Origin of the sequence: Marinobacter sp. 1_MG-2023 (assembly GCF_030549045.1) — a bacterium.
Lineage (GTDB): Bacteria > Pseudomonadota > Gammaproteobacteria > Pseudomonadales > Oleiphilaceae > Marinobacter.
In genome coordinates this window covers 18,726-44,060 of the sequence record NZ_JAUOST010000002.1, presented here as the reverse complement: position 1 = coordinate 44,060, position 25,335 = coordinate 18,726, and the positions used below count along the sequence as shown (strand labels likewise).

Annotated in this window: 22 protein-coding genes and 2 pseudogenes; 12 read left to right on the top strand and 12 right to left on the bottom strand. The window is 53.0% G+C overall.

Annotated elements, in window-relative coordinates; genetic code table 11:
- Window positions 1-35 precede the first annotated feature (35 nt).
- The 8 genes from Q4606_RS06425 to murB are packed head-to-tail and all read left to right on the top strand — an operon-like array spanning window position 36 to window position 6,454.
- Window positions 36-662: a MotA/TolQ/ExbB proton channel family protein gene (locus Q4606_RS06425; protein WP_303593162.1), complete on the top strand. Its 627-nt coding sequence runs from the start codon at window positions 36-38 to the stop codon at window positions 660-662.
- Window positions 663-667: 5 nt separating this feature from the next.
- Window positions 668-1,093 carry a biopolymer transporter ExbD gene (locus tag Q4606_RS06420; RefSeq protein ID WP_303593160.1) on the top strand — a complete coding sequence of 142 codons (426 nt, stop codon included), beginning with the start codon at window positions 668-670 and terminating at the stop codon, window positions 1,091-1,093.
- Window positions 1,090-2,868 carry a lipid A export permease/ATP-binding protein MsbA gene (gene msbA, locus Q4606_RS06415; RefSeq protein ID WP_303607041.1) on the top strand — a complete coding sequence of 593 codons (1,779 nt, stop codon included), beginning with the start codon at window positions 1,090-1,092 and terminating at the stop codon, window positions 2,866-2,868. Before Q4606_RS06420 ends, msbA begins: the two co-directional genes overlap by 4 nt.
- Complete coding sequence (lpxK, locus tag Q4606_RS06410) at window positions 2,865-3,902, top strand: tetraacyldisaccharide 4'-kinase (RefSeq protein WP_303607040.1); 1,038 nt, start codon at window positions 2,865-2,867, stop codon at window positions 3,900-3,902. Before msbA ends, lpxK begins: the two co-directional genes overlap by 4 nt.
- Before the next feature lie 19 nt (window positions 3,903-3,921).
- Window positions 3,922-4,110, top strand: coding sequence for a Trm112 family protein (locus Q4606_RS06405; protein ID WP_303593153.1), 189 nt, complete (start codon window positions 3,922-3,924; stop codon window positions 4,108-4,110).
- A 27-nt stretch (window positions 4,111-4,137) separates the two neighbouring features.
- Window positions 4,138-4,953: a 3-deoxy-manno-octulosonate cytidylyltransferase gene (gene kdsB, locus Q4606_RS06400; RefSeq protein ID WP_303607039.1), complete on the top strand. Its 816-nt coding sequence runs from the start codon at window positions 4,138-4,140 to the stop codon at window positions 4,951-4,953.
- Complete coding sequence (locus Q4606_RS06395; protein WP_303593150.1) at window positions 4,950-5,429, top strand: low molecular weight protein-tyrosine-phosphatase; 480 nt, start codon at window positions 4,950-4,952, stop codon at window positions 5,427-5,429. Before kdsB ends, Q4606_RS06395 begins: the two co-directional genes overlap by 4 nt.
- Complete coding sequence (gene murB, locus Q4606_RS06390) at window positions 5,426-6,454, top strand: UDP-N-acetylmuramate dehydrogenase (protein WP_303593148.1); 1,029 nt, start codon at window positions 5,426-5,428, stop codon at window positions 6,452-6,454. The genes Q4606_RS06395 and murB overlap by 4 nt, the downstream gene beginning before the upstream one ends.
- A gap of 46 nt (window positions 6,455-6,500) precedes the next feature.
- On the opposite strand, the gene Q4606_RS06385 is transcribed toward murB, so the two are convergent.
- Window positions 6,501-8,228 (bottom strand): proline--tRNA ligase, encoded by a 1,728-nt coding sequence (locus Q4606_RS06385; RefSeq protein WP_303593146.1) that lies wholly within the window; start codon window positions 8,226-8,228, stop codon window positions 6,501-6,503.
- A gap of 120 nt (window positions 8,229-8,348) precedes the next feature.
- Complete coding sequence (locus tag Q4606_RS06380) at window positions 8,349-8,846, bottom strand: Lrp/AsnC family transcriptional regulator (protein WP_303593144.1); 498 nt, start codon at window positions 8,844-8,846, stop codon at window positions 8,349-8,351.
- 145 nt (window positions 8,847-8,991) lie between these two features.
- Between Q4606_RS06380 and leuA the strand changes: the two genes are divergently transcribed.
- On the top strand, window positions 8,992-10,698 hold the full coding sequence (leuA, locus tag Q4606_RS06375) for a 2-isopropylmalate synthase (protein ID WP_303607038.1): 1,707 nt from the start codon (window positions 8,992-8,994) through the stop codon (window positions 10,696-10,698).
- 78 nt (window positions 10,699-10,776) lie between these two features.
- Here leuA and Q4606_RS06370 read toward each other — a convergent pair whose 3' ends face one another.
- The 3 genes and pseudogenes from Q4606_RS06370 to xseA all read right to left on the bottom strand — a co-directional run bounded on the left by Q4606_RS06370 (window position 10,777) and on the right by xseA (window position 14,477).
- Window positions 10,777-10,986 carry a cold-shock protein gene (locus Q4606_RS06370; RefSeq protein ID WP_303593140.1) on the bottom strand — a complete coding sequence of 70 codons (210 nt, stop codon included), beginning with the start codon at window positions 10,984-10,986 and terminating at the stop codon, window positions 10,777-10,779.
- A 132-nt stretch (window positions 10,987-11,118) separates the two neighbouring features.
- Window positions 11,119-13,014 (bottom strand): annotated as a pseudogene (locus Q4606_RS06365) (propionyl-CoA synthetase); the annotation flags it as partial.
- A gap of 86 nt (window positions 13,015-13,100) precedes the next feature.
- Window positions 13,101-14,477 (bottom strand): exodeoxyribonuclease VII large subunit, encoded by a 1,377-nt coding sequence (gene xseA / locus Q4606_RS06360; RefSeq protein WP_303593138.1) that lies wholly within the window; start codon window positions 14,475-14,477, stop codon window positions 13,101-13,103.
- A gap of 236 nt (window positions 14,478-14,713) precedes the next feature.
- Here xseA and guaB point away from each other — a divergent pair, with 236 nt between their 5' ends.
- Window positions 14,714-16,177 (top strand): IMP dehydrogenase, encoded by a 1,464-nt coding sequence (gene guaB, locus Q4606_RS06355; protein ID WP_303593137.1) that lies wholly within the window; start codon window positions 14,714-14,716, stop codon window positions 16,175-16,177.
- A gap of 62 nt (window positions 16,178-16,239) precedes the next feature.
- On the top strand, window positions 16,240-17,817 hold the full coding sequence (gene guaA / locus Q4606_RS06350; RefSeq protein ID WP_303593135.1) for a glutamine-hydrolyzing GMP synthase: 1,578 nt from the start codon (window positions 16,240-16,242) through the stop codon (window positions 17,815-17,817).
- A 163-nt stretch (window positions 17,818-17,980) separates the two neighbouring features.
- On the opposite strand, the gene Q4606_RS06345 is transcribed toward guaA, so the two are convergent.
- From Q4606_RS06345 to Q4606_RS06315, 7 genes and pseudogenes are all read right to left on the bottom strand, one after another.
- Window positions 17,981-18,349, bottom strand: coding sequence for a YciI family protein (locus Q4606_RS06345; RefSeq protein WP_303607037.1), 369 nt, complete (start codon window positions 18,347-18,349; stop codon window positions 17,981-17,983).
- A 65-nt stretch (window positions 18,350-18,414) separates the two neighbouring features.
- Window positions 18,415-19,212, bottom strand: a complete 798-nt coding sequence (locus Q4606_RS06340; RefSeq protein WP_303607036.1) for a VOC family protein — start codon at window positions 19,210-19,212, stop codon at window positions 18,415-18,417.
- 36 nt (window positions 19,213-19,248) lie between these two features.
- Window positions 19,249-19,620 (bottom strand): DUF1428 domain-containing protein, encoded by a 372-nt coding sequence (locus Q4606_RS06335; RefSeq protein ID WP_303593129.1) that lies wholly within the window; start codon window positions 19,618-19,620, stop codon window positions 19,249-19,251.
- 126 nt (window positions 19,621-19,746) lie between these two features.
- Window positions 19,747-19,986 (bottom strand): hypothetical protein, encoded by a 240-nt coding sequence (locus Q4606_RS06330; protein WP_303607035.1) that lies wholly within the window; start codon window positions 19,984-19,986, stop codon window positions 19,747-19,749.
- 94 nt (window positions 19,987-20,080) lie between these two features.
- Entirely contained in the window at window positions 20,081-21,331 is a 1,251-nt protein-coding gene (locus tag Q4606_RS06325; RefSeq protein WP_303607034.1) for an RNA polymerase sigma factor, read from the bottom strand.
- A gap of 241 nt (window positions 21,332-21,572) precedes the next feature.
- Window positions 21,573-22,487, bottom strand: a complete 915-nt coding sequence (locus Q4606_RS06320; RefSeq protein WP_303607033.1) for a pirin family protein — start codon at window positions 22,485-22,487, stop codon at window positions 21,573-21,575.
- A gap of 75 nt (window positions 22,488-22,562) precedes the next feature.
- A pseudogene (locus Q4606_RS06315) lies at window positions 22,563-22,754 on the bottom strand (hydrolase); the annotation flags it as partial.
- 417 nt (window positions 22,755-23,171) lie between these two features.
- On the opposite strand from Q4606_RS06315, the gene Q4606_RS06310 reads away from it, so the two are divergent.
- Complete coding sequence (locus tag Q4606_RS06310) at window positions 23,172-25,229, top strand: bifunctional diguanylate cyclase/phosphodiesterase (RefSeq protein WP_303607032.1); 2,058 nt, start codon at window positions 23,172-23,174, stop codon at window positions 25,227-25,229.
- Window positions 25,230-25,335 lie beyond the last annotated feature (106 nt).

Genomic DNA, 25,335 nt, shown 5'->3' with positions numbered 1-25,335 from the left:
GTAGCGCGGCTTGTAAACAATCAGGGAGATCAAGCGTGTTCGAGCTGTTGAAAGCTGGTGGCATTCTGATGGTGCCAATCGTTGCCTGTTCCATTTTGGCGCTTGCGATTATTCTGGAGCGTTTCTGGACGCTGAGAGCATCCAGGGTTGCACCGCCTCAGACAATTAATGAGCTGTGGCGCTGGATCAAGAAAAAAGAGCTTAATGGCCGAAAGCTGAAGGCGCTGCAAAGCTCTTCGCCGATGGGTCGTGTTCTCGCCGGCGGCCTGATCAATGCCAAGCATGGCCGTGAGATCATGAAGGAAAGCATTGAGCATGAGGCCAGCCAGGTCATTCACGATCTGGAGCGCTTCCTGAACCCCTTGGGCACCGTTGCAACAATCACCCCTCTGCTTGGTCTTCTGGGTACCGTGATCGGCATGATCAAGGTATTTGCTGAAATCCAGCTTGCCGGTGTAGGGAATGCCGGAAACCTCGCCGGTGGCATCTCCGAGGCCTTGATTACTACGGCGGCCGGTTTGAGTGTCGCTATCCCGGCTTTGATATGTCACCGATATTTTATCAGGCGGGTAGACGAGCTGGTTGTGGGCATGGAGCAGGAAGCTATCAAGCTTGTTGAAGTTGTTCATGGCGACCGCGAAATCGACGTGGAAGGGGCCTGAGCACCGTGAAGTTCACACGCCAGAGAAGCCAGGAAGTCGGAGTAGATCTGACGCCGCTGATCGATGTGGTTTTCCTGTTGCTGATTTTCTTTATGGTCTCTACGACGTTCACTCGCGAAAGTCATTTGCAGGTGGAATTGCCTGAAGCCAGTGGCGAGCCCGCTTCGCCCGCGGAGTTGGAGCAAATCGACGTGGTGATCAACGCAGAAGGTCAGTACGTGCTAAACAGCAAGACCTTAGTCAATAACCGCCGTGAGACCCTGGAGCGGGGCGTGAAAGAATTGGCTGAAGGTGACACCGGTCTGCCGTTTATTATCACTGCGGATGCCCGTACTCCCCATGAGTATGTTGTAAGAGCGATGGACGTCGCAGGTCGCCTGGGGTTTTCCAGGCTGAGCATTACCACCGAGCGTGAGGCAGACAACCAGTGAGTCGTGCTGAGTCGCTATCTGATCCCAAAAGCCTCAAGGTTGGTGACAGCTGGCCGACCTACAAACGACTGCTGACATATGTAAAGCCCTTCTGGCTGGCATTTTCTCTCGCTGTAGTTGGCAACGTAATCTATGCCGCGGCCTCCACTGGAATGGCAGCCGCCATGGAGTATGTCATCGCCGCCATCGAAAACCCCACGGATCAGAATCGTTTGCTACTGACGTTTCTGATTGTCGGGGTGTTTTCTTTCCGTGGTGTCGGAACATTTATGAGCCAGTATTTCATCAGTTACGTGGGGCGGCAGGTTATCAATGCGCTTCGCAATGATGTATTCAATCGTCTGATGACACTCCCATCTCGTTATTTTGATGAGAACGCGGCCGGGAGGCTGGTATCAAAACTGACCTTTAACGTCGAGCAGGTGGCGGAAGCTGCAACCAACGCTATAACCATAACGCTGAGGGAAGGCCTGACAATCATAGGTCTGCTCGGATTCATGCTCTACACAAACTGGAAACTGACGCTGGTATTTCTTGCCGTTGGTCCGTTGATCGCAGCAGTTGTCAGCTATGCGAGCAAGCGCTTTCGCAAGATCAGTCAGCGCATTCAAGGCTCTATGGGCGATATCACCCATGTGGCGTCGGAGTCTATTGCTGGCTATCGGGTTGTTCGTACTTTTGGTGGAACTGAGTATGAAAAACAGCGTTTTCAGAAGGTTAACGAGAATAACTTAAAGCAAAGTCTGAAGATGGCTTCCACCCAGGCAATCAGTATTCCGGTGATTCAGACGCTGGTGGCAATTGCGATTGCAGCGCTGGTTTGGACCATGCTTGCACCAGAGATACGCGGCGAGATGACAACAGGTCAGTTGGTGGCGTTTATCACGGCTGCTACAACCATGGCCAAGCCAATCCGTCAGGTTACCTCGGTTCACGCCAAGATCCAGAAAGGCGTAGCGGCCGCCTACGATGTATTTGAAACGGTTGATGAGGTTCCGGAGCAGGATCCGGGTTCCTATGCGCCCGAACGCGTCGATGGGGATATCGAGTTTGATAAGGTTTCCTTCCGATACCGGGATCAGCTCGACGATGTGCTGAAAGATGTTTCTGTCGAAATTCCGGCAGGGAAGAGTGTGGCGCTCGTGGGGCGTTCAGGTAGCGGGAAGTCAACAATGGTGAGCCTGCTGCCAAGATTTTACGAGTACACCGATGGTGATATCAGGATAGACGGGCATTCGCTTAAAGACTTTTCTCTCAAGGCGCTGCGATCCCAGATTGCCTTGGTCACTCAGAACGTTGTGCTGTTTAACGATTCTATCGCTGCCAATATAGCTTACGGTGCCCTCAGGAATTGCTCCCGGGATGAAATCCGCGAAGCCGCTGCGAAAGCTCATGCATTGGAATTCATCGATCGCATGCCGGATGGCCTGGATACCATGATCGGAGATAACGGCGTTATGCTTTCAGGCGGACAGCGACAACGCCTGGCAATTGCCAGGGCATTGCTTAAAGACGCGCCTATCCTGATTCTGGACGAGGCGACATCAGCATTGGACAGCGAATCGGAGCGTCATATCCAGGAAGCGCTGGAAACTGTTATTCAGGGTAGGACTACGCTGGTGATCGCCCACAGGCTCTCGACCATTGAAAAGGCAGACCGGATTCTTGTTATGGAGAACGGTCGCATTATTGAATCTGGCGCTCACGACGAGCTTCTTGCCCGTAGCGGTGCCTATGCTCAGCTACATCAGATGCAATTCCGTGAGCAGTCATGACTTCTCTCATAGAGCGCCTTTGGTACGGTAAGGGTCGCCCACTCCTTATTCTGTCGCCGTTTTCCTGGATGTACCGGGCGGTCTCTGAAGCGCGGCGGCAAAAAGCCCGTGATACATTCTCAAAGAAGCTGCCTGTTCCTGTCGTTGTTGTGGGTAACATCACCGCAGGTGGTACGGGGAAATCGCCGTTAACGGCCTGGCTTGTTGATGAAATCCGGTCTGCCGGTTGGCGCCCGGTTATTCTCAGTCGTGGCTATGGCGGCAAAGCGACAGGCTATCCGCTTCTGGTCACCGAAGACACCCTGCCGTCGCTTGCAGGGGACGAGCCCGTGATGCTCGCCCAGGCAACCTCTGTGCCGGTTGTGGTTGATCCCGATCGCCGCCGGGGTGCTGCCTTTGCGCTGGATAATGCCCTGGGTGATGTCCTCATTAGTGATGATGGTCTTCAGCACTATCGGCTGCCGAGAGATATCGAGTTGGCTGTCTTTGATGGCGCCCGCGGTTTAGGAAACGGCGCCTTGATACCGGTCGGGCCTCTGCGTGAACCCGTCAGCCGTCTGAATAGCGTGGATTTTGTTGTTGTGAATGGTACTGACACCGCCGGTGAAAACGGTCTTGTCCCATCCCACGCGTTCGGAGGCATTAAACATCCGCAAATGTATGCCATGAGGCTCAAGCCAACGCGCCTGGTAAATCTGAAAACAGGTGAGACCAGATCACCCGAAAGCCTTCAAGGTCAGAAAATTCGTGCAATCGCGGGCATCGGAAACCCGACGCGCTTTTTCGATACCCTCAAAGCCCTGGGTGCAAAATCAATTGCCGTGCCTTTTCCTGATCATCATCGCTTCCGCCCTGAGGATCTCGGCACAGAGCCCGGTCACATGCTAGTGATGACGGCCAAAGACGGGGTCAAATGCCGTGGCTTCGCCCCGGATAATGCCTGGGTGCTTTATGTTGAAGCTGAATTGCCAACGGCGTTCTCAGAAGCCGTCCTTGCGAAATTGCGGGCGTGCTGCGGGCCATCGACTTCTTAACTGTCAGTGAGACTGAACTATGGATAAAAAACTCTTGGCCTTGTTGGCCTGCCCGGTCTGTAAAGGTGATCTGAAGCTCAATGAGGCCAGAACTGAGCTGGTTTGCTATCAGGACGCCATGGCTTTTCCTATCCGCGAAGGCATTCCTGTCATGTTGGCCACCGAGGCCCGCACTCTTTCTACCGACGAACGCCTTCACAAAAACTGAAACAGCTCTCTGCAGGATCGAATCCCCATGTCTTTTACGGTTGTGATTCCGGCCCGATATGCCTCTACCCGTTTGCCCGGTAAGCCACTGCTTGATATCGCCGGCAAGCCGATGATCCAGCACGTATGTGAGCGAGCGGCCGAAAGCCGGGCAAGCCGCGTCGTTGTTGCGACCGATGATCCGCGCATCCAGGTCGCCTGCGAGTCGTTTGGTGCCGAAGTTGTGATGACGTCATCCAACCATGTCAGCGGTACCGATCGGCTGGAAGAAGTTGTGCGTAAACTCGGTCTCGATGCAGACCACCGCGTTGTTAATGTTCAGGGCGATGAGCCCTTGATCCCGCCACGTTTGATAGACCAGGTTGCCGATAACCTTGAGCGCTACCCGGAGGCTGCCATCTCAACACTCTGCGAGCGCCTTCATGACATCGACCAGGTTTTCAACCCGAATGTTGTAAAAGTGGTGTTTGACCTGGATGGCATGGCGCATTACTTCAGCCGGGCACCCATTCCCTGGGCACGTGATCACTGGAGCGATATGCGCGAAGGTAACCTTTCGGGCCTGAATGCTGGCGCTGCACTCAGGGATGGTGCCGGGTATTTCCGGCACATAGGTATTTACGGATACCGGGCCAGTGTACTCAGTCGTTTTGTCAGCTGGTCACCGGCACCTGCTGAACAAGTGGAGTCATTGGAGCAGCTTCGAGCACTTTATAATGGTGCCAGGATTCACGTGGAGGTAGCGGCCGGTACGCCACCGGCAGGCGTTGATACCGAAGCAGATTTGCAGCGGGTCAGAGCCTGGATGACCAAAGCTGATGAGAAGGGAGAAAACGGGGTATGAGTAAGCCTGCCAGTGTGCTTTTCGTGTGTCTCGGTAATATCTGTCGTTCTCCAACTGCAGAAGGCGTTTTTAGAAAACTGGTAGAGCAAGCCGGATTGCAGGACCGTATTTATATCGATTCCTGTGGTACCAGTAACTGGCACATAGGGAAGGGGCCAGATCAGCGGTCACAGGAAGCTGCATTAAAGCGTGGCTTTGACATAAGCGCGCTCAAGGCTCGTCAATTCACGGAAAAAGACCTGGATACCTTCGATTACGTGGTTGTGATGGATCGCCAAAATCTGGCTGATGTGAAAGACATCTGGCACCAGAATGGTGGTACGCAACCTAAGTTGTTTCTGGAATACGGCCGCTCCGGCCTGGCTGAGGTTCCAGACCCGTATTTCGGTGGCGAGGACGGGTTTGAAGAAGTGCTTGATCTGATTGAAGAGGCAGGTGAGGGCTTGCTCCGTAATATTCAGGAGCGTCTGGCGTGAACCAGCATGCGGAGTTGCAGGAAAATGTCGGGCTTACAAAGCTCAATACTCTGCGCGTATCCGCAACAGCACGATATTACATGGATGTTGTGAGCCTGGATGATTTACGGCGGGCACTGGCGTGGGCGGAAAAGAACGAGCTCGAAACCCTGGTGCTTGGTGGTGGAAGCAACCTTGTTTTTGGGGGTGACTTTAGTGGCCTCGTTATCCGTATGCAGATAGCTGCGCGTCGTTGGGAACAGGTTGACGACACCGGGGCAACCCTTGTTTTGGGTGCCGGTGAGAGCTGGCATGAAGCGGTGTTGTATGCCGCTGGTGCAGGGTACAGGGGTATTGAAAACCTCGCTTTGATACCGGGTACTGCTGGCGCAGCGCCGGTTCAGAATATAGGTGCTTATGGTGTCGAGCTATGTGACACGCTGGTTTCAGTGACGGCACTGGACCGCAAATCCGCTGAAGTTGTTTGCCTCGATAACGCGCAGTGCGGTTTTGCTTACCGTGACAGCCTGTTCAAGCGCTCGCCTGGTCGTTACATCATTACCGAGATCCGGCTTCGTCTGTCTCGCGAGAAACCTTTACAGCTTGGCTATAAAGACCTTCAAGAATATCTGGGGAACACGCTTTCTCAGGGGCTGGATGCGCTGACAGTTGCCGAGGCCGTGATGGCTGTCCGTCGTCGCAAGCTGCCGGATCCGGATATTATTCCGAACGTTGGCAGCTTTTTCAAAAACCCCGTGGTCTCTTGCGAGCAGTTCAGCCGGTTGCAGGCCGGGCACCCTGGTGTCGTCGGCTACCCCCAGAAAGAGACAGTCAAGCTGGCAGCAGCCTGGTTGATAGATCAGAGTGGATGGAAAGGTTACCGTAATGCCCGCGTTGGTGTTCACAACCGCCAGGCGTTGGTGTTAATCAACCATTCGGGTGGGTCGGGTCAGGATGTGCTTGAGCTGGCCTCAGATATTCGCCAGTCGGTAAAGAAACGTTTTGGTGTAGATCTGGAAATGGAGCCGGGCATCGTAGGCGGCTGAATGTCCATACCTGAACACGCAGCCGCCCGCCAGGCGGAACCAGGGGTTATTTGACAGGCGATGCCTTGGTGAGGAGCGGGAGAGCGTCCTCGATTGCGATGTCCTGCTTGTCCGCGTCTCTGCGCCCTTTGTACTCGAGAGTGCCAGCGGTAAGCCCGCGATCGGAAATCACGAAACGGTGAGGGATGCCGATCAACTCCATGTCTGCGAACTTTACACCGGGGCGTTCCTTGCGGTCGTCCAGCAGCACGTCATAGCCTGCCTGCGTTAGCTGCTCGTAAAGTTTCTCACCGGCTTCGGCCACAGCAGGTGTTTTATGGGCGTTGAGCGTAACAATGGCCACCTGGAACGGAGCAATCGCATCGGGCCAGATAATGCCTTTGTCATCGTGGTTCTGTTCGATTGATGCGGCAACAATGCGGGAAACGCCAATACCGTAGCAGCCCATGTCCATAATCACGGTTTTTCCATTTTCATCAAGTACCGTGGCGTTCATAGCGGTGCTGTATTTGTTGCCCAGTTTGAAAATATGGCCAACTTCAATGCCTCTGCGTATCTCTAGTGTGCCTTTGCCATCGGGGCTGGCGTCGCCTTCTACAACGTTGCGGAGGTCTTCAACCCGGCCAAGTGGCATATCCCGCTCCCAGTTAACGCCAGTCAGGTGGTAGCCTTCCTTGTTGGCGCCGCAAACGAAATCCGCCACGTGAGCTGCACTGCGATCCACGATAACCGGCACTTGCAGGTTTATCGGGCCAATAGAGCCCGGTTTGCAACCAACGGCCGCTTCGATCTCTTGGTCGGTTGCCATGGTTAGAGGCTCTGCCACTCCTTCCAGGTTCTCCGCCTTGATTTCGTTCAGTGTGTGATCGCCGCGCAGTATCAAGGCGATAAGGCCCGCATCGCCTTCGCCGTCTGATTCGGCTTTAACCAATATCGTTTTTACCGTTCGGGCAGCGTCAATACTGAGAAATTGTGAGATAGCCTCAATGGTACGCTGATCCGGGGTTGCTACTTCCTGAAGCTCTTCTGTCGGTGCAGCACGTTCGCCGGATGGGGCAACCGCTTCGGCCTTTTCGATGTTGGCAGCGTAATCGCTCTCTGTGCTGAACACTATGTCGTCTTCACCCGACGAAGCGAGAACGTGAAACTCATGGGATGCGCTGCCACCAATGGCGCCTGAGTCTGCCTGAACCGGACGGTAATCCAGGCCCAGGCGGTCGAAAATGGCGCAGTAGGTGCGGTGCATAACCTGGTAGGTTTCATCCAGGGATTCTGCGCTAACGTGGAAGGAGTAAGCATCCTTCATGATGAACTCCCGGGCGCGCATAACCCCGAAACGGGGGCGGCGTTCGTCGCGGAACTTGGTTTGGATCTGATAGAAGTTAGCGGGCAACTCCTTGTAGCTTTTCAGCTCATTGCGGATCAGATCGGTAATAACTTCCTCGTGGGTGGGTCCGAAGCAGAATTCACGGCCATGGCGGTCGTTCATTCGCAGCAGTTCGCCACCGTATTGCTCCCAACGACCGGACTCCTGCCACAGTTCCGCAGGCTGAACTGCAGGCATGAGCACTTCCTGCGCGCCGCTCTTGTCCATTTCTTCCCGTACAATCCGCTCAACCTTGCGCAGGGTTCTCAGGCCCATGGGCAGCCAGGTATAAAGGCCTGCCGCCAGTTTTCGGATCATGCCGGCGCGCAGCATCAACTGGTGGCTGATAACCTCAGCGTCAGAAGGTGTCTCTTTCTGGGTTGCAATCAGGTAACGGCTTGCTCGCATCGTGGTTTCCGTTCATTGGTGTTTCATAGAAGGGTGTTTCGCAAAGTGTTGGTTATTGTACGGAGCCGACGGCATAACGTACAGATGGCAAGTGTGGTTATCGGGCAAGCGTATTCGGCTTCAGGACAGATACCCAAGAGGCAGGGCGGTGCTGTCGATAACACGCTTTAGTACGAAGCTTGAGTGAACACCGCTGACGCCTTGGATCCGGGTAATCCGGTTGAGCAGAAAATGATGGTAATGATCCATATCTGGCACCACCACTTTCAACATGTAATCTGCATCGTGCCCGGTAACCAGATAGCACTCCAGAACCTCAGGGTATTCGCCGACCTGTTCTTCAAAGGCTGCGAAACGTTCAGGCGTGTGCCTGTCCATTCCGATCAGGATAATGGCGGTCAGGGAGAGCCCCAGTTTTTTATGATCAAGAATCGTTACCGTGCGCACTATGATCCCTGCGTCCTCAAGCGCCCGAACCCGCCGCAGGCACGGAGAAGGAGATAGCCCCACTTTTTCTGCAAGCTGCTGGTTGGTGAGGGAAGCGTCTTTCTGGATCTGGGCCAGAATACGCCGGTCGGTTTTATCAATTTGAACAAGTATTTCGGGCTTTAGAGACATAAAATGGCCGCATTGAAGAGATTGTTGGAATATATAGCCCTAAAAGTACGTTTTCGGCCTCAATTTAGCAACCAAATGCCCCGAGGAACAGGTTAAGCTAAGTCATATTGATGCAAACCCGAGAAACGTAACGGAGTACCAGGATATGGCTTTTGATCATCGCAAATACCCAGCCTTCCGGCCGATAGCAAAAAAAGATCGCCGCTGGCCCGATAAGGTTATCGAAAAGGCACCGACCTGGTGTGCTGTGGATCTCCGCGATGGCAACCAGGCTCTGGTAAAGCCCATGAATGTGGCGCAAAAACAGCGTATGTTCGATTTGCTCGTAAAGCTGGGTTTCAAGGAAATCGAAATCGGATTTCCTGCGGCTAGCCAGCCGGATTTTGATTTCTGTCGTAAGTTGATTGAAGAAAATCGTATACCCGACGATGTGAAAATTCAGGCGCTGACCCAGGCCCGGCCAGAGTTGATCGAACGTACATACGAGGCGTTGCGCGGTGCTCGTAGCGCGATTGTTCACGTCTACAATTCTACGTCGACTGTTCAGCGGGAGCAGGTGTTCGGGCTGGATCGTCGGGGCATCTGTGATATCGCTGTTCGCGGCGCTCAGGTAGTCAAGGATTTTGCGGCGCGCTATCCGGACACCGAATGGACGTTTCAGTATTCCCCGGAGAGCTTTACCGGAACCGAGCTGGACTTTGCTGTTGAAGTTATCGATGCGGTGACAGAGGTATGGCGCCCGGACGAGGGGCAGCCGGTTATCATTAACTTGCCTGCCACTGTAGAAATGGCTACCCCAAACGTGTTCGCCGATCAGATCGAGTGGGTTTGTCACAAAATTCTTCGGCGCGAGCACGTCAGCATCAGTGTGCACACCCACAACGACAGAGGGTGCGGTGTTGCTGCTGCAGAGCTTGCTGTTATGGCCGGTGCAGACCGTGTTGAAGGAACGTTAATGGGCAACGGAGAGCGTACAGGTAATATGGACCTGGTGACCATGGCCATGAACCTGTATTCCCAGGGTATTGATCCTGAGCTGGATTTGTCCGGTATGTCGGAGATTACCGAGGTTGTTGAGGCTTGCACTGAAATCTCGACTCATCCACGCCACCCCTACGCTGGCGAACTGGTCTTTACTGCATTCTCCGGAAGTCATCAGGACGCGATTCGCAAGTGTCTGGCGCTAAGAAAAGAGGGAGACACCTGGAATGTGGCTTATCTGCCAATCGATCCGTTCGATCTGGGCCGCCGATATGAGGAAGTTGTGCGCATTAACAGCCAGTCGGGCAAGGGCGGTGTCGCTTATGTCCTTGAACGGGATTACAACATCAGCTTGCCACGCTGGTTGCAAATCGAGTTCAGTAAGGTGGTTCAGAAGGCTGCAGAAACCAACGGCGGCGAAATTGACTCAATGTCCATTCACAGCCTGTTCGAACGACGCTATTTGAAGGTCCATGACGAATGGGCGCTGCGTGCCTATGATTTGCACCGGGATGACCAGGGCGTGCGTGCTGAAGTTACGTTCGGTTTTGAGTCGGCTCCTGTGCGCCTTGAAGGTCGCGGTCTCGGTGCGGTGGAGGCGGTTTCTTCTGCGCTCGAGAACCGTTTCGGGTTTAAAATAGCGGTAGAAGCGTATGACGAATTTGCCCTTGGAGAAGGCACAGGTGCCAATGCTCTGGCTTGTATACGCCTGACTGCAGACGGAAAGCATTGCAGTGCTGCTGCGCTGGCCGAGGATACCACTTCCGCAACTCTGCAGGCGCTGTTTTCCGCCGTCGCTCAGGTTGCAGGGCAGGTGGGAGAGATAAAGCCCATTCAGGAAAATATAAAAGAGCGTGCTATAAGCGCTTGATATGAATATAAAAACGCCGGCAAAAATGCCGGCGTTTTTTCTCATGCCCGTGAGGGGCAGAGGGCGAACGGTGTAGCCTCAAATTGGGGTTACGTTCTCCGCCTGGGGGCCTTTGGGGCCCTGTGTGACGGTGAACTGCACCTGCTGACCTTCTGTCAGGGTGCGGAAACCGCTCGAGGTAATAGCACTGTAGTGTACGAAGACGTCACTACCGCCATCCTGAGCTATGAAGCCGAAGCCCTTTGATTCATTAAACCACTTTACTGTGCCTGTCTTTGTATCGGACATTGATCTTTCCTGTATTTCTGAGATTTCCCCCCCACGGGGCACTGAAGATTTTCCACAGCAATTTCAGTATAGACCGAGTTTGGGGGTCGTCAATGTTTTTTATTCGCTTTTAAGTCCTTTTAAAACAATGCCTTATATTTTTTTGGAAGAGCCTCGACCGAACTGTTCACTGATCTCCTCCAGGATCGCCGGATCATCGATGGTGCTTGGAACGGCGTATTCCTCGCCATCAGCAATCTGTCGAATAACCCGGCGCAGGATTTTGCCGGAACGGGTCTTGGGTAACCGATCGACCACCAAAGCTCTGCGGAAACACGCGATTGCACCAATTTTGTCCCGGACCATCTCAACAAGCTCTTCTTCCAGCTCATCATGATCGATAGTAGCGCCGTCTTTGATCAGCACCAGGCCAAGCGGAATCTGACCTTTCATGTCATCGTGCGCGCCTACCACGCAGCATTCTGCTATAGCCGGGTGAGACGCGACCACTTCTTCCATTTCGCCGGTTGAAAGTCTGTGACCTGCAACGTTGATCACGTCGTCGGTGCGCCCCATTACAAAGACATAGCCATCCTCGTCAATAAAGCCGCCATCCCCTGAACTGTAGAAGCCGGGAATGGGGTCGAGATAGCTGTTCCGGAAGCGCTGGTCATCACCCCAAACGGTTGTCAGGCACCCCGGAGGCAGTGGTAGTTTGACCGCAATCTGACCCTGTTCGCCCGCTGGCATCTGACTGCCATCAAGGCTCACAACCTGCACGTTGTAGCCAGGGGAAGGAACGGTTGCCGAGCCCGGCTTGGTTGCCATGGTCTCGATTCCTACCGGGTTGCAGCATATCGCCCAGCCGGTTTCGGTTTGCCACCAATGATCCAGTATCGGGAGCTGAGTGTGCTCCCTGAGCCACTCATAGGTTGGGGGGTCCAGGCGTTCACCGGCAAGGAAGATACTGCGCAACGAACTGATGTCGTAACGTGAAAGCTGGTCTGCTTCGGGGTCTTCTTTGCGCACGGCACGGAAGGCCGTAGGCGCGGTAAACAGAAGATTAACACCGTGATCCTGAACGACCCGCCAGAAAGCCCCGGCATCGGGTGTCCTGACCGGCTTGCCTTCATAGAGTATCGTTGTGCAGCCTGCGAACAATGGGGCATACACAATATAGCTATGGCCCACTACCCAGCCCACATCCGACGCTGCCCAGAAAATGTCACCCGGGTTGGCGCCATATACCAGCTTCATGCTGTATTTGAGAGCGACAGCGTGCCCACCGTTATCTCGCACAACCCCTTTGGGTTTGCCGGTGGTGCCGGAGGTGTAAAGCACGTAAAGCGGGTCGGTTGCTTTCACTGGCACGGGATCTGCCGGCACAGCCTCTGCCATCAAATCACTCCAGTCGTGATCCCGGCCATCCAGCATCTTGGCCTGCGCCTGTGGACGTTGGTAAACAACGCAGAAATCCGGCTTATGTGAGGCTTGCTCAATGGCTTTATCGACGAGCGGTTTGTATTCAATTACTTTCGTTACTTCGATGCCACAAGATGCTGTAATCACTGCTTTTGGTTGAGCGTCTTCAATTCGTACCGCAAGCTCATGTGCTGCAAAGCCCCCAAAGACCACGGAGTGGACGGCGCCTATACGGGCGCAGCCCAGCATCGCAATAGCCGCTTCCGGAATCATCGGCATATAGATGATGACCACATCACCTTTTTTGATTCCCTGAGCTTTCAGGGCACCAGCAAAGCGGGCGACCTCATTTGTCAGTTCACTGTAGGTATAGCTGAGCTTGGCACCTGTAACGGGGGAGTCGTATATGAGAGCTTTCTGGTCGCCTCGGCCAGCCCGGACATTGGCGTCCAGTGCTATATCGGAAGTATTGAGTGTGCCGTCGGGAAACCACTGGCCATGTCCGTTGTCGGTAGCTTGCCAGATAGTTTCCGGTGACTGTGCCCAGTCAATTTGACCTGCTTGCTCACGCCAGAACTCTTCCGGTTTATCAATGGATCTCCGGAACTCAGAGTTGTAGTCCATACATTCTGCCTCGTTGTGCCAGTTGTTATTCTGTTTTCAGTAGCTCCAACTGTAGGCACTTTGAGGCAGTGATCCAGTAGACCATTGGCTTAGTCCCCGGCGTTTTGGGATTGCCGGTTATCAGTATTTGCAGATTTTACTTCGGCCTCGAGAGTTCCGTTTGCCAGATGCGCGGAGATCCGGTCGCCGGTAGAGACATCGCTTGCATTACGGACGATGTTGTCATGCTCATCGCGAACGATAGCGTAGCCGCGTCCCAGTGTAGCCAGCGGGCTCACAAGGTTCAGGCTTGCTGCCGTGTACTCCAGCCGTTCCTGGAGTCTGGCCAGGATTTGCTGGAGAGCTTTGTCCAGCTGTGAGGCAGACCGTTCCAGTGCTTCGCGACTGGTTGCAAGCTGTTTGCCGGGAGATTGCATGGCGAGTCGTTGGGCCAGGTGGGTTCTGCGCACCTGTGAGCGGTCCAGGCGTTGTGCCATGGCCTTGCCCAGCCGAAGTTCGAGATCATCCAGGCGCTGAGCCTTTTCCAGTAGTTCCCGTCGGGGATCGCGCAAGCGCGCGGCAAGATGCTCAAGCCTTGTGTTCAGTCGCTGGAGTGCTCTGCGGGCGGCATTTGCCAAGCGGAACTCCCGGTCATTGATTTGCCGGAGCATATCTCGCTGGTCGGGCGATACTTTTTCCGCGGCGGCGGAGGGTGTCGGTGCCCGAAGGTCCGCCACAAAGTCTGCGATAGTAACGTCAGTCTCATGGCCAACGGCACTCACGGTAGGGATGGTGCAGGATGAGATTGCACGTGCCACAGCTTCTTCGTTAAAGCACCAAAGATCTTCCAGGGAGCCACCGCCACGCCCGATGATCAATACATCGGCCACGCCATGAGCCTGAGCCAGCCCAATAGCCCGAACAATTTCTGCGGTAGCTGGCTTGCCCTGCACGCTTGTCGGGTAGAGCGTAACCGGTATAGCAGGACAGCGCCGCGCCAGAACCGTAAGAATATCGTGTACGGCTGCACCCGATGGAGAGGTTACAACGCCAATGTGAGCAGGCAGTGTAGGGACGTCTTTTTTTCGTCCCGCCTCAAACAGGCCTTCGGCCTGTAGTTTGCGCTTTAACTCCTCGAAGGCCTGCTGCAAGGCGCCAAGGCCTGCGGGCTCAATATGTTCAACGATAATCTGGAAGTCGCCCCGGTTTTCGTACAGGGTTACTTTGCCGCGAATACGAACCTGGTCACCTTCTTTCGGTATATCGCGAATACGCTGGTTCAGCCCTCGGAACATGGCACAGCGAATCTGGCACTTACGGTCCTTCAGCGAAAAATACCAGTGGCCGGATGAAGGCCGTGAAAAGCCTGATAACTCGCCTTCTACCCAGACCTGCATAAAACTGGATTCCAGCAGGTGCCTGGCCTGGTGGTTAAGTTCGCTGACGCTCAGCGCTCTGGGCCGGGTGTCCTGAAACAGGTTGTTCACCAAAAACTCCTGACCGGCTTATACGCAATAGCCGAAAATAATGAATGTAAAGTGCTGGAATTTCAATCGCATGCGGTTTGTAGCGGTGAACTGTGCAGTTTACTGACCTGCGACACCTCTTTATAATAGCTCGATTACGCATTTTACTTTGCGGCTGCACCCTTTTAATGGATAAGTTCCATCAATAGGTGCCGCACGGAAGGTTCAAATTTAGCACGTTCAAAAGGCCTATCCCAATGCTGCGAATTGCCGAAGAAGCTCTCACATTTGATGACGTTCTGCTGGTGCCTGGTTATTCCGATATTTTGCCCCACCAGGCGGACCTGCGCACCAGACTGACCCGGAACATTACTCTGAACATTCCGCTGGTGTCTTCGGCCATGGACACGGTAACGGATGCGGAGTTGGCGATTGCCATGGCGCAGGAAGGCGGCATTGGCATTATGCACAAGAACATGAACCCGGATCAGCAGGCTGCTGAAGTACGCAAGGTGAAAAAGTTCGAAAGCGGCGTGGTAAAAGACCCGATCACTGTAAGCCCGAAAAACACTGTTCGTGAGCTGGTAGAAATCACCCTGGCGAACAACATTTCCGGTTTGCCAGTCGTTGACGGAACCGAGCTGGTTGGCATAGTTACCGGCCGGGATATCCGTTTCGAGAGCAGTATGGATACACCGGTGCATCAGATAATGACACCGAAAGAGAAGCTCGTGACGGTAAACGAGGGCGCGAGCCTGGACGAAGTCAAAGAGCTGTTGCATCGCAACCGTATCGAAAAAGTACTGGTGGTAAATGACGATTTTCAGCTCCGGGGCCTTATTACCGCGAAAGATATCCAGAAGTCCAAGGATTATCCGCTGGCATGTAAAGACAGCCAGGGGCGTTTGCGCGTAGGCGCGGCGGTTGGTACCGGAGGGGATACAGAAGCCCGTGTAATTGCTCTGGCCGATGCTGGCGTGGATGTGATTGTTGTTGATACTGCTCACGGCCATTCTCGCGGCGTGATTGAGCGTGTTCGCTGGATCAAGGACAACTACCCTGACGTACAGGTGATCGGCGGCAATATTGCCACGGGTGAAGCGGCTGTGGCTCTGGCCGATGCTGGTGCTGACGCTGTTAAAGTGGGTATTGGCCCCGGATCTATCTGTACCACCCGCATTGTGGCGGGCGTAGGTGTGCCGCAGATTTCGGCAGTCTCCAGCGTCGCAGAAGCGCTTAAAGACCGGGACGTTCCGCTGATTGCTGATGGCGGCATACGCTTCTCCGGCGATATTTCCAAAGCTATAGTTGCTGGCGCCCATTGTGTGATGATCGGTAGCCTGCTTGCTGGTACCGATGAAGCACCTGGTGAAATTGAACTTTATCAGGGGCGCAGCTACAAGGCGTACCGCGGCATGGGCTCATTGGGTGCCATGGGGCAGGGCTCCAGTGATCGTTACTTCCAGGATGCCAGTAAAGGTATTGAGAAGCTTGTGCCGGAAGGTATCGAGGGCCGTGTTGCCTGCAAGGGGCCGATGCGCAATATTATCCACCAACTAATCGGTGGGCTGCGTGCATCCATGGGCTATACAGGTAGTGCAGATATAACAGAGATGCGCACCAAACCCCGCTTTGTGCGCATTACCGGCGCCGGCATGCGTGAAAGCCATGTACACGACGTCACCATTACCAAAGAAGCGCCAAACTACCGCGTCAGCTAAGAGCAGACAGCCTGGGTGCGGCTCCGACCGGAGCCGCACAGTTTATTTTCTTCGAGGATTCTATGGCCCATAACATTCACGACCACCGTATCCTGATTCTGGATTTTGGTTCCCAATACACTCAGTTGATTGCCCGCCGCGTACGTGAAATCGGTGTGTATTGTGAAGTTCGCGCTTTCGATATCACTGACGAAGAGCTGCAGGCGTTCAACCCCAAAGGCATTCTGCTGGCCGGTGGCCCCGAATCGGTCACAGAACTTGGTGGCCCACGTGCGCCTGAAGGGTTGTTTGATCGTGGTATTCCGGTGTTGGGTATCTGCTATGGCATGCAGACTATGGCCGAACAACTGGGCGGACGGGTAGCCAGCTCCGAAAAGCGTGAATTCGGTTATGCACAGGTCAAAGTGCGCGCCAAGGGCCCGCTTCTGCAGGACATTACTGATCACCTGACAGCCACAGGTGAATCCCTTCTGGATGTGTGGATGAGCCACGGTGACAAGGTTGTGGCCATGCCTGAGGGCTTTGAGCTTTTGGCATCAACTGAGAGTGCGCCTGTTGCCGCCATGCAGGACCTGTCGCGTAATCTTTACGGCCTGCAATTCCATCCGGAAGTGACCCATACACTGCAGGGTAAAAGGATTCTTGAGCATTTCGTGAGAGACATCTGTGGCTGTGAAGCGCTATGGACTCCCGCCAAGATTGTCGACGACGCAGTACAAAAGATCCGTGAACAGGTTGGCTCCGACAAAGTGTTGCTGGGCTTGTCTGGCGGTGTGGATTCGTCTGTAACGGCAGCGCTTCTCCACAAGGCCATTGGTGACCAGCTTACCTGTGTATTCGTGGACAACGGTTTGCTTCGCTTGCACGAAGGCGACCAGGTGATGGACATGTTCGGTAGCAGCATGGGCGTCAAAGTCATTCGCGCCGATGCCGAAGAGCGTTTCCTGACCAACCTGAAGGGTGTTAGCGACCCGGAGCAAAAGCGTAAGATTATCGGTAACACCTTTATTGACGTGTTCGATGAAGAGGCCACGCGCATCAAAGATGTAAACTGGTTGGCCCAGGGCACTATCTATCCGGATGTGATCGAGTCTGCAGCCTCTAAAACCGGCAAGTCCCATGTAATCAAATCGCACCACAACGTGGGTGGCCTGCCAGAAACCATGAAAATGAAACTGGTCGAGCCGTTGCGGGAACTTTTCAAAGACGAAGTTCGCCGAATCGGGCTTGAGCTGGGCTTGCCATACGATATGGTCTACCGCCATCCATTCCCGGGGCCAGGTTTGGGCGTTCGTATTCTGGGAGAAGTGAAGAAGGAATACGCCGATATCCTGCGCCGCGCCGATGCTATCTTCCTCGAAGAACTCCATCGTGCCGATCTGTACCACAAGACCAGTCAGGCCTTCGCAGTGTTTCTGCCGGTACGGTCGGTTGGTGTAGTGGGCGACGCTCGTCGCTATGAGTGGGTGATTGCACTGCGTGCCGTGGAAACTATCGATTTCATGACCGCGCGCTGGGCGCACTTGCCGTACGAACTGCTGGAAACAGTGTCGAACCGCATTATTAACGAGATCACCGGTGTTTCTCGGGTGACCTACGACGTGTCTTCAAAACCGCCAGCGACAATCGAGTGGGAGTGACCAGCATTAGTCAGTAGATGACAGCCGATTTCATTGCTTAAGGATGAGCAGGAATCTCGGGCCCAACCAGCTTGGCAAGTTGCTCAAGAGACTCCTGCCGGTTTCTTGTTGGTCTGGCATGAGATTCTCCTCGGAGGTTGTTGTTTACATTGCTGGCCATTCACTAACGGTTGTTGTCCTGCTCCAGCAGCTCCCGCACAGGACGGATCTCTACGCAGCCGTAGCGTGCCGGTGGAATTTTTTCCGCCAGGCGAATGGCTTCATTCATGTCCCGGGCTTCAAGCATGTAGAATCCGGCCAGTTGCTCTTTTGTCTCTGCGAAGGGTCCATCGGTAATCAATGGCTTGTTATCCCGCATGCGCAGGGTGGTAGCGGTGTCGGTGGACAGCAGAGGCGCGCCATCGAGAAAGTGGCCGCCTTGGGTCAATCCCTCAACGCACTCGATGCATTCGCGATTGAGGGTGTCCCAGTCCTGCTGGGAGAGTTGCTGCATTTTCTTTTCGTCGTAATACACTAAACATAAGTATTTCATTTTTGGCCTCATGTGTTTTTTGTTATCTACTATTAGTCTCGTTCAGGAGCAACCGTCGCCCGGTGTTAAGCTCTTCTTGTGCCTACGAGAGCAAACAGTGCACCCTGTGGGTCGATACCTCTGGCGATAAAGTCTCCGCCGGGAATTTCATCGGGCCCGTTTAGAATTCGCCCGCCGTTCTTAATGGTAGCCTCGCAAGCGTCATCAATATCCACGCAGCGAAAGTAGTAGTGCCACATGGGTGTGGGTGTTGCGTCAGTTGTGGGCATCAGGGCACCGATTACACCGTTGTGGCGGATAAATTCGTAGACACCCATCGGCCCCATCTCCAGCTCACCATCTTTGCTCCAGCCAAATTCGGTGAAGTAGAAATTTTTTGCCGCTTCGGGGTCGGTGGTGACCAGTTCATTCCAGGCGCAGTGGCCGACGCGGGGCTTGTCGAAAGCAAAAGCCAAGCTGGTTTCATCGCTCAGGCTCCCCATTACATAAAATGGCGTGCCCTGCGGGTCGGTCACCATGGCGATACGCCCACCCCGGGGAATATCCCTGGCCGGCATTTGCAGTTGCCCGCCGGTGGCGAGGATGCGGGCAAGAGTCTGATCCACATCGTCCACGCCGATATAGCCCAACCATAAGGGCCTGGCGCCGCCCTGTTTCATTTCGTCGGTTAACTGCATCAGGCCGCCAATATCGTGATATTCGCCACTGTCTTTATCCTGGGCGTGGAGAATCCTGTAGTCCATACCCGCCTGACCGCTATCCGTAGCCTGCCAGCCCAGTAGTGCACGGTAAAAAGAGAATGCCGCATCACAGTTGTCGGTTAATAATTCGTACCAGATAAACTCGCCATGTCGATTGCGCATGGGATTCTCCTGCAATTGCCAGTGAATGAGCGGTGACTATCTTTCGAGTGTTACCACGGGAGTAAAGCCACCGAAGATCATGCGCATACCATTAAAAGGCATAGGGTTGTTCTCCGGGTTGATGCGCGGGTCGGTATCCATTGCCGCCATCATTTTTTCCATCCCGGCATCTCGGGTGGCTTTATCTGGCCATTCGATCCAGGAAAACACCACCGCTTCGCCGTCTGCTACCTGTACCGCCCGGCGAAAGTCTGTGACCTTGCCGTCGGGCACGTCGTCTTCCCAGCATTCGAGAACACGGGTGGCGCCCCATTCCAAAAAAACCGGGTCGGCGGTTTCAGCGTGGCGAATAAACTTTTCTTTATTGGCTTTGGGAACAGCCAAAATAATTCCGTCGATATAACTCATGTTTCGGTTCCTCGGGTTGTTGGTGGCACCTGGTACCAATAAGCCCTAAGTAGTCGTTGAAGCACCTTGGAAATCGACAGGACAGGGCAAATTTTTTAAGTATTGTTTCCTTATGCGGAGATTGTCTCAGGGCCCATCCACATGGCTTTCCATAGATGGCCATCCGGATTGGCTAAGCATTAACCCATGGTCCTGAACAGGATTGATGTCTGCAGTGCCGCCATGGACGGCGGCCTTATTCATAATGTGGCGGCTCAGTGACACGCAGAGCATTACTTCGCTGCTACTGGAAAGCGGGATAGGACGACGGGTGAAGTGACGCCATTTATCGTGGGTGAATAACATGACGAAAATTATGTCGGTCATTGCAAGAGCCTCCTTGGCTATGGGTCAGTATTAGTGTGTTGTTACCTCATAGTCGTTGGTTGACCCGCAGTTTCGACAGTGTCGAGAAATTTATTTAATTATTTTGCAGTGTGCTCAGGCGCTGTTGCAGAAAGCGGCGCTCCGGCTCCTGCTGTGTGAGATCCAGTGCTTGCTGATAGCAGCAGGTCGCTTCCTGTGACAGCCCCATTCGGCGAAACAGGTCCGCGCGGGCGGCGTATAGCAGGTAATAGTGTTTTAAGTTCTTCAGCCCCATGAGCTTATCGATGGCTTCAAGGCCGGCCTCTGGTCCATCGCGCATGGCTAGGGCGGCGGCGCGGTTAAGCTGCACCACAGGGGAGGGGTTGATGCGCAGAAGAATATCGTAAAGACCGGTGATTTCCGCCCAGTCGGTCTCCTTTGCGCTCGGAGCCTCGGCATGAACGGCTGCGATGGAAGCCTGTAGGGTGTAGATCCCCGGTGGGCCGGCCTTCAGCGCCTGTACCACAAGTTCACAACCTTCGCGGATCTGTGCGCGGTTCCATAGGCTGCGATCTTGTTCCTCCAGGGGAATTAAATCACCGTTGGCGTTGGTGCGACCTGCGCGTCGGGCATCGTGTAACAGCATGAGCGCCAGCAGGCCGTCGGCGTCGGCGTGGGGCAGTAAGTCGCTCAGCAGTCTGCCGAGGCGAATAGCCTCCGCCGATAAATCTCGCTGGACCACCTTGCCACCGCTGGACGCCGAGTAGCCTTCATTAAAAACCAGGTAAATAACCGGAAGGACCGCTTCCAGGCGCTTTGGCAGTTGTTCCGGCTCAGGCAAATCGTAGGGAATTACCGCATCGCGGATTTTATTTTTTGCCCGCACAATGCGCTGGGCCAGGGTTGGCACAGGTACGAGAAAGGCCGCGGCAATGGCCTCGGTGGTCAGCCCGCAAACCTCTCGTAGGGTCAGTGCGATACGAGCCTCCATGGCCAGGCTGGGGTGGCAGCAGGTAAATATCAGCCGCAGGCGATCGTCTTCAATGGCATCATCGTCGTCCGGGAGCTCGGTTGCTAATTCGGCGCTCAGTGTGTGAGCAAAAGCTTGCAGGTGATGATCCTGGCTGGTGTTTTTTCGTATCCGGTCGATAGCTTTAAACCGACCGGTAGATATCAGCCAGGCCCGGGGGTTGTCGGGAACACCATCGCGTTGCCACTGTGCAAGGGCCGCGACAAAGGCGTCCTGCATGGCTTCCTCAGCGAGGTCGAAGTTTCCTTGCAATAGGCGTATTAAGGTGGCCAGCACCCGGCGGGATTCGTTGGTATAGATTGTTGTAATACGCTGTTCAACGGAAAGGGCTTTCATACCGCAGTTTATAATCCGTGGTGACGATCGTCTAGGCAGCGTCGATTTCTGCATCCATGGAACCGTAATCTAACGTATGCGGCGGATTTTTTTGCCCTAAAGTGTGCTGGAAACGCGAATCTTAACCATAGCGAAAAGCGGGGTAGGGGGCGACTGGTGAGATTTGCTTTTGCTTCGGTAGTGATGGTGTACAAAAGCGTTGCTCTGCCCTTTATCAGAGCAACGGGTGTCATATTTATTGTTATTCCGGAAGAGGAATAAACGCCTGCTCGTCGCCAGGAACCTTGGCAAAGCGGTTAGCCTTCCAGTCGGCTTTGGCTTGTTCAATCAGTGACCTGTCGCTTGCGACAAAATTCCATTCCATATAGCGTTTGCCCACTGGTGCACCACCGACTATCGCCAGCATGGTATCGCGCTGTGCAGTCACTGTGATGCCGGACTCATTGCCAAAGATTGCCATGCTGTGTTCGTCCAATCTGGTCTCGCGTAAGGCCACTGTTCCTTTGACAATATACAGGGCCTTTTCCTCCGCTTCGGGCAATACGAGGGTTTGCCCGGCTTTCAGGCGCGCCTCTATGTACAGGGTTTCAGATAAAGTTTTTACCGGCGAGGTGACGCCATAAGCGCAGCCCATCATGACTCTTACCGGCACACCGTTTGGTTCCACCTTGGGAATTTCAGTCTTGTCATAATGGAAAAAGCCAGGCTCGGTTTGCTCCAGGTCAGTGGGTAATGCAAGCCATAATTGCAAGCCGTGAATATTCTGCGGGCCCGCTTTAATCTCGTCGCGCTGGCGTTCGGAGTGCACAATGCCACGACCCGCCACCATCAAATTTATATCTCCGGGCAATACCCGCGCTTCAGTGCCGAGTGAATCCCGGTGCAGCATTTCACCTTCAAACAGGTAAGTGACCGTTGCCAGGCCAATATGAGGATGAGGTCGCACGTCTATGCCCTGATTTTTTTCGAAGTGAGCCGGGCCCATATGATCGAAAAATACCCAAGGGCCGACGCTACGACACTCCTTGGTGGGCAGGGTACGGCGAACACGAAAGCCACCCAGATCTTTATCCTTGGGTTTGAGTACCAGCTCTAACGCGCTGCAGCCACTGATAACGCTGCAATCCTGAATCAGTTCAGAGGCGAGATTACTCATAATCAGCTCCTATGAAAACCTGTGAAAACCTTTGAAAAAAAGGGAGCGCGGCACCCTTTAGTCTGGCACGAAAACTCAGTCTTCGCTGGTTAAAGCGGTGAAGCTGGTAATCAGGTTGCGATAGTCGGGGGTGTGGTTGGAGAACAGTGCTCCTAGCCCTTCTAGATCGTTTCGCCAGGCACAATGCAGCTCACAGGCCGTGCCAAACCAAGTCATCGGTTGTGCCCTGGCTTGTGTCATGCGATCCCACGCCGTGTCACGGGTCATCCAAAAGAAATTATCCATGTGGTGCTACTCTCTCGTCGAGGTCTATTACCTTCAGTTAGAGCGTTGATTGGTTTCTTCCATGACCTTGTAAAGTTATGGGATAATAAGTTAATGATTATAGTGCATTATTTCTGTTTTTTGTTGTCGGGTGGTGACAGGCGTTTGCTGGAAGAGGTCGAGCAATCGAGAAAATGGAATATGGCGAAAAATGCCCTCTTAGCAGGAGGCTTTTTTTGTGCGTGGTAAAAAAATGGTTAGAAATGGTTTACAAGCTGTGACTATTTGACCATACCTGAAGGTAAGAGGCGTCTGTTAAGGTTCGGTATAAAGCGCTAAAACGAGTCATCCTGTGTATTGTTTTAGTCGAGTGTTTAACGTCTATAGTTCATTTAGCTAGGAGACAGGCAGATTAGCAATATGACAAACCGCCAAGCAGCTACCAGAGATTCTGTTCATCAATTATTTGATGCTGTTGACGCCATATCTGTCCAGGGGTACGACGAAGAGCGCAGAGTTGTCTATTGGAATGTAGGTAGTGAGCTGCTTTATGGTTACACGAAAGAAGAGGCTATCGGTAGGAAGCTGGAGGAGCTGATTATTCCTGGCAGCATGCGCGAGGAGATTATCGCCGCACATAAAGAATGGGTCGATAAAGGCGTTGAAATCCCTGCTTCAGAAATTATTCTTCGAGATAAAAACGATCGCGATGTAAATGTTTTTTCCAGCCACGTAATGTTTTTTGATGCCAGTGGCGAATGCGAGATGTATTGCATCGATATCGACCTCGCCGATGTTAAAAAAGCAAAAGCCCAAGCCACCTTGAGGGAAAATTTGTTAAAAGCAGTTTTTTCCGCGACACCAGACCTGTTTTTTCTGATGTCGGAAGAGGGGGTAGTAATAAACTTTCACGCTGGCGATAGTAAAAAGCTTTACGCTATGCCGAATAACATTATTGGGAATAATCTTTCAGATTTGTTGCCTGATAAAATTAAAGAAACCCTTAGTGTAAATACTAAAAAAGCTATTGATTATGGAGATGTTGTAAGTTTTGAATATGATTTAGAGTTTCCAAGTGGTGTTAGTTATTTCGAAGCACGAATTAGCCATTTGAAGGATAACAAGCAAATTCTGATCATTGTTCGCGATATTACCGAGCAGCACAACTCTGCTGAGCTCATTCGTAAACAGGCTTATTTTGACGCTTTGACATCGCTACCGAATCGGTTTCTTTGCCTTGATCGTTTATCGCAGATGATCCGGGATATGGAGAGAAATTCTGAAAAATTTGCAGTTCTTTTTCTGGATATAGATGATTTCAAAAAAGTTAACGATTCGCTTGGTCATGAAGTAGGCGATAAGCTGCTCATTGAGGCTGCTAATCGATTAAATCAGGCTGTTCGGAAATCAGACACCGTAGGTCGTCTAGGCGGTGACGAATTTATTATTCTGCTACGATCGTTAACCGATTACGCTGAGACCGTAACTGTCGTAGAAAACCTGCTCAAGATATTCAGAGAGCCTTTTGGAATCGATGGGAGGGAGCTTGTTCTGACAATAAGCATTGGCATTGCTGTTTATCCCGATAATGGGGTCAGTGCGAATGATTTGTTGAGAAATGCCGATACCGCAATGTATCAGGCAAAAGCCTCAGGGCGAAATACGCATTCGTTTTTTACAAAAGACATGAACGACATGGTCTTGCGCCGCCTTGAGGTCGAAGATCAACTACACGGCGCGTTGGAGCGCAACGAGTTTGAGGTTTTTTATCAGCCCAAATTTGATCTAAAAAACAAAAGTATTATAGGTGCAGAAGCGCTTCTACGCTGGCACAGCCCAAAACTGGGTAATGTCGGGCCAGATGAGTTTATCCCAATTGCAGAACATACAGGTTTAATCGTGCCTATTGGGAAGTATGTAGTTGCTCAGTCAATTAAGTTTTTAGTTGAATGGGAACGCGTTAGTCAAAGAAATTATACGATGGCAGTCAACCTGTCTCCGCGCCAATTCAGGGATGAGGAGTTGATCGGTTTCGTAAAGAATAGCCTTGATTCAGCGGGCGTGAGTCCCGAGCGGTTGGAGTTCGAGATTACCGAAGGCGTTCTAATGATCGGAAAATCCTATGTAGATGACGCGCTACACCGACTCCATGACCTGGGTGTACAGCTTTCCATGGATGACTTTGGGACAGGATACTCCTCGTTAAGTTATTTGCGGCAGTACTCATTTGATATCCTTAAAATTGATCGTAGTTTTATCAATGGAATAACTTACAAAAGCGAAGACCGCTCACTGGTAACTGCAACAATAGCGATGGCCCATAGTTTGGGGTTATGTGTTGTGGCTGAAGGCGTTGAAACACGAGAGCAACTTGATTTGTTGGAAGAGCTTGGGTGTGACATTGCGCAAGGTTTTTACTTAAGCAAGCCCGTACGGCCTGGAGAGTTGATCGATTTTCAGTACACGAAAGACCAGTAATGAAAGCCAACCGAAGCGGTTGAAGACTGCGCAAACTTTTCCGAAAGCAATGTGTGCCGCTTCTTTTGGAAGCGCAATGAGGAGATAGATGGAGCGCTGGCGAATT

Coding starts and splice junctions, on each gene's coding strand:
- lpxK (WP_303607040.1), top strand. CDS start 2,865: ATGACTTCTCTCATAGAGCGCCTTTGGTACGGTAAGGGTCGCCCACTC.
- Q4606_RS06405 (WP_303593153.1), top strand. CDS start 3,922: ATGGATAAAAAACTCTTGGCCTTGTTGGCCTGCCCGGTCTGTAAAGGT.
- kdsB (WP_303607039.1), top strand. CDS start 4,138: ATGTCTTTTACGGTTGTGATTCCGGCCCGATATGCCTCTACCCGTTTG.
- Q4606_RS06395 (WP_303593150.1), top strand. CDS start 4,950: ATGAGTAAGCCTGCCAGTGTGCTTTTCGTGTGTCTCGGTAATATCTGT.
- Q4606_RS06385 (WP_303593146.1), bottom strand. CDS start 8,228: ATGCGAGCAAGCCGTTACCTGATTGCAACCCAGAAAGAGACACCTTCT.
- Q4606_RS06380 (WP_303593144.1), bottom strand. CDS start 8,846: ATGTCTCTAAAGCCCGAAATACTTGTTCAAATTGATAAAACCGACCGG.
- leuA (WP_303607038.1), top strand. CDS start 8,992: ATGGCTTTTGATCATCGCAAATACCCAGCCTTCCGGCCGATAGCAAAA.
- Q4606_RS06370 (WP_303593140.1), bottom strand. CDS start 10,986: ATGTCCGATACAAAGACAGGCACAGTAAAGTGGTTTAATGAATCAAAG.
- guaB (WP_303593137.1), top strand. CDS start 14,714: ATGCTGCGAATTGCCGAAGAAGCTCTCACATTTGATGACGTTCTGCTG.
- guaA (WP_303593135.1), top strand. CDS start 16,240: ATGGCCCATAACATTCACGACCACCGTATCCTGATTCTGGATTTTGGT.
- Q4606_RS06345 (WP_303607037.1), bottom strand. CDS start 18,349: ATGAAATACTTATGTTTAGTGTATTACGACGAAAAGAAAATGCAGCAA.
- Q4606_RS06340 (WP_303607036.1), bottom strand. CDS start 19,212: ATGCGCAATCGACATGGCGAGTTTATCTGGTACGAATTATTAACCGAC.
- Q4606_RS06335 (WP_303593129.1), bottom strand. CDS start 19,620: ATGAGTTATATCGACGGAATTATTTTGGCTGTTCCCAAAGCCAATAAA.
- Q4606_RS06330 (WP_303607035.1), bottom strand. CDS start 19,986: ATGACCGACATAATTTTCGTCATGTTATTCACCCACGATAAATGGCGT.
- Q4606_RS06325 (WP_303607034.1), bottom strand. CDS start 21,331: ATGAAAGCCCTTTCCGTTGAACAGCGTATTACAACAATCTATACCAAC.
- Q4606_RS06320 (WP_303607033.1), bottom strand. CDS start 22,487: ATGAGTAATCTCGCCTCTGAACTGATTCAGGATTGCAGCGTTATCAGT.
- Q4606_RS06310 (WP_303607032.1), top strand. CDS start 23,172: ATGACAAACCGCCAAGCAGCTACCAGAGATTCTGTTCATCAATTATTT.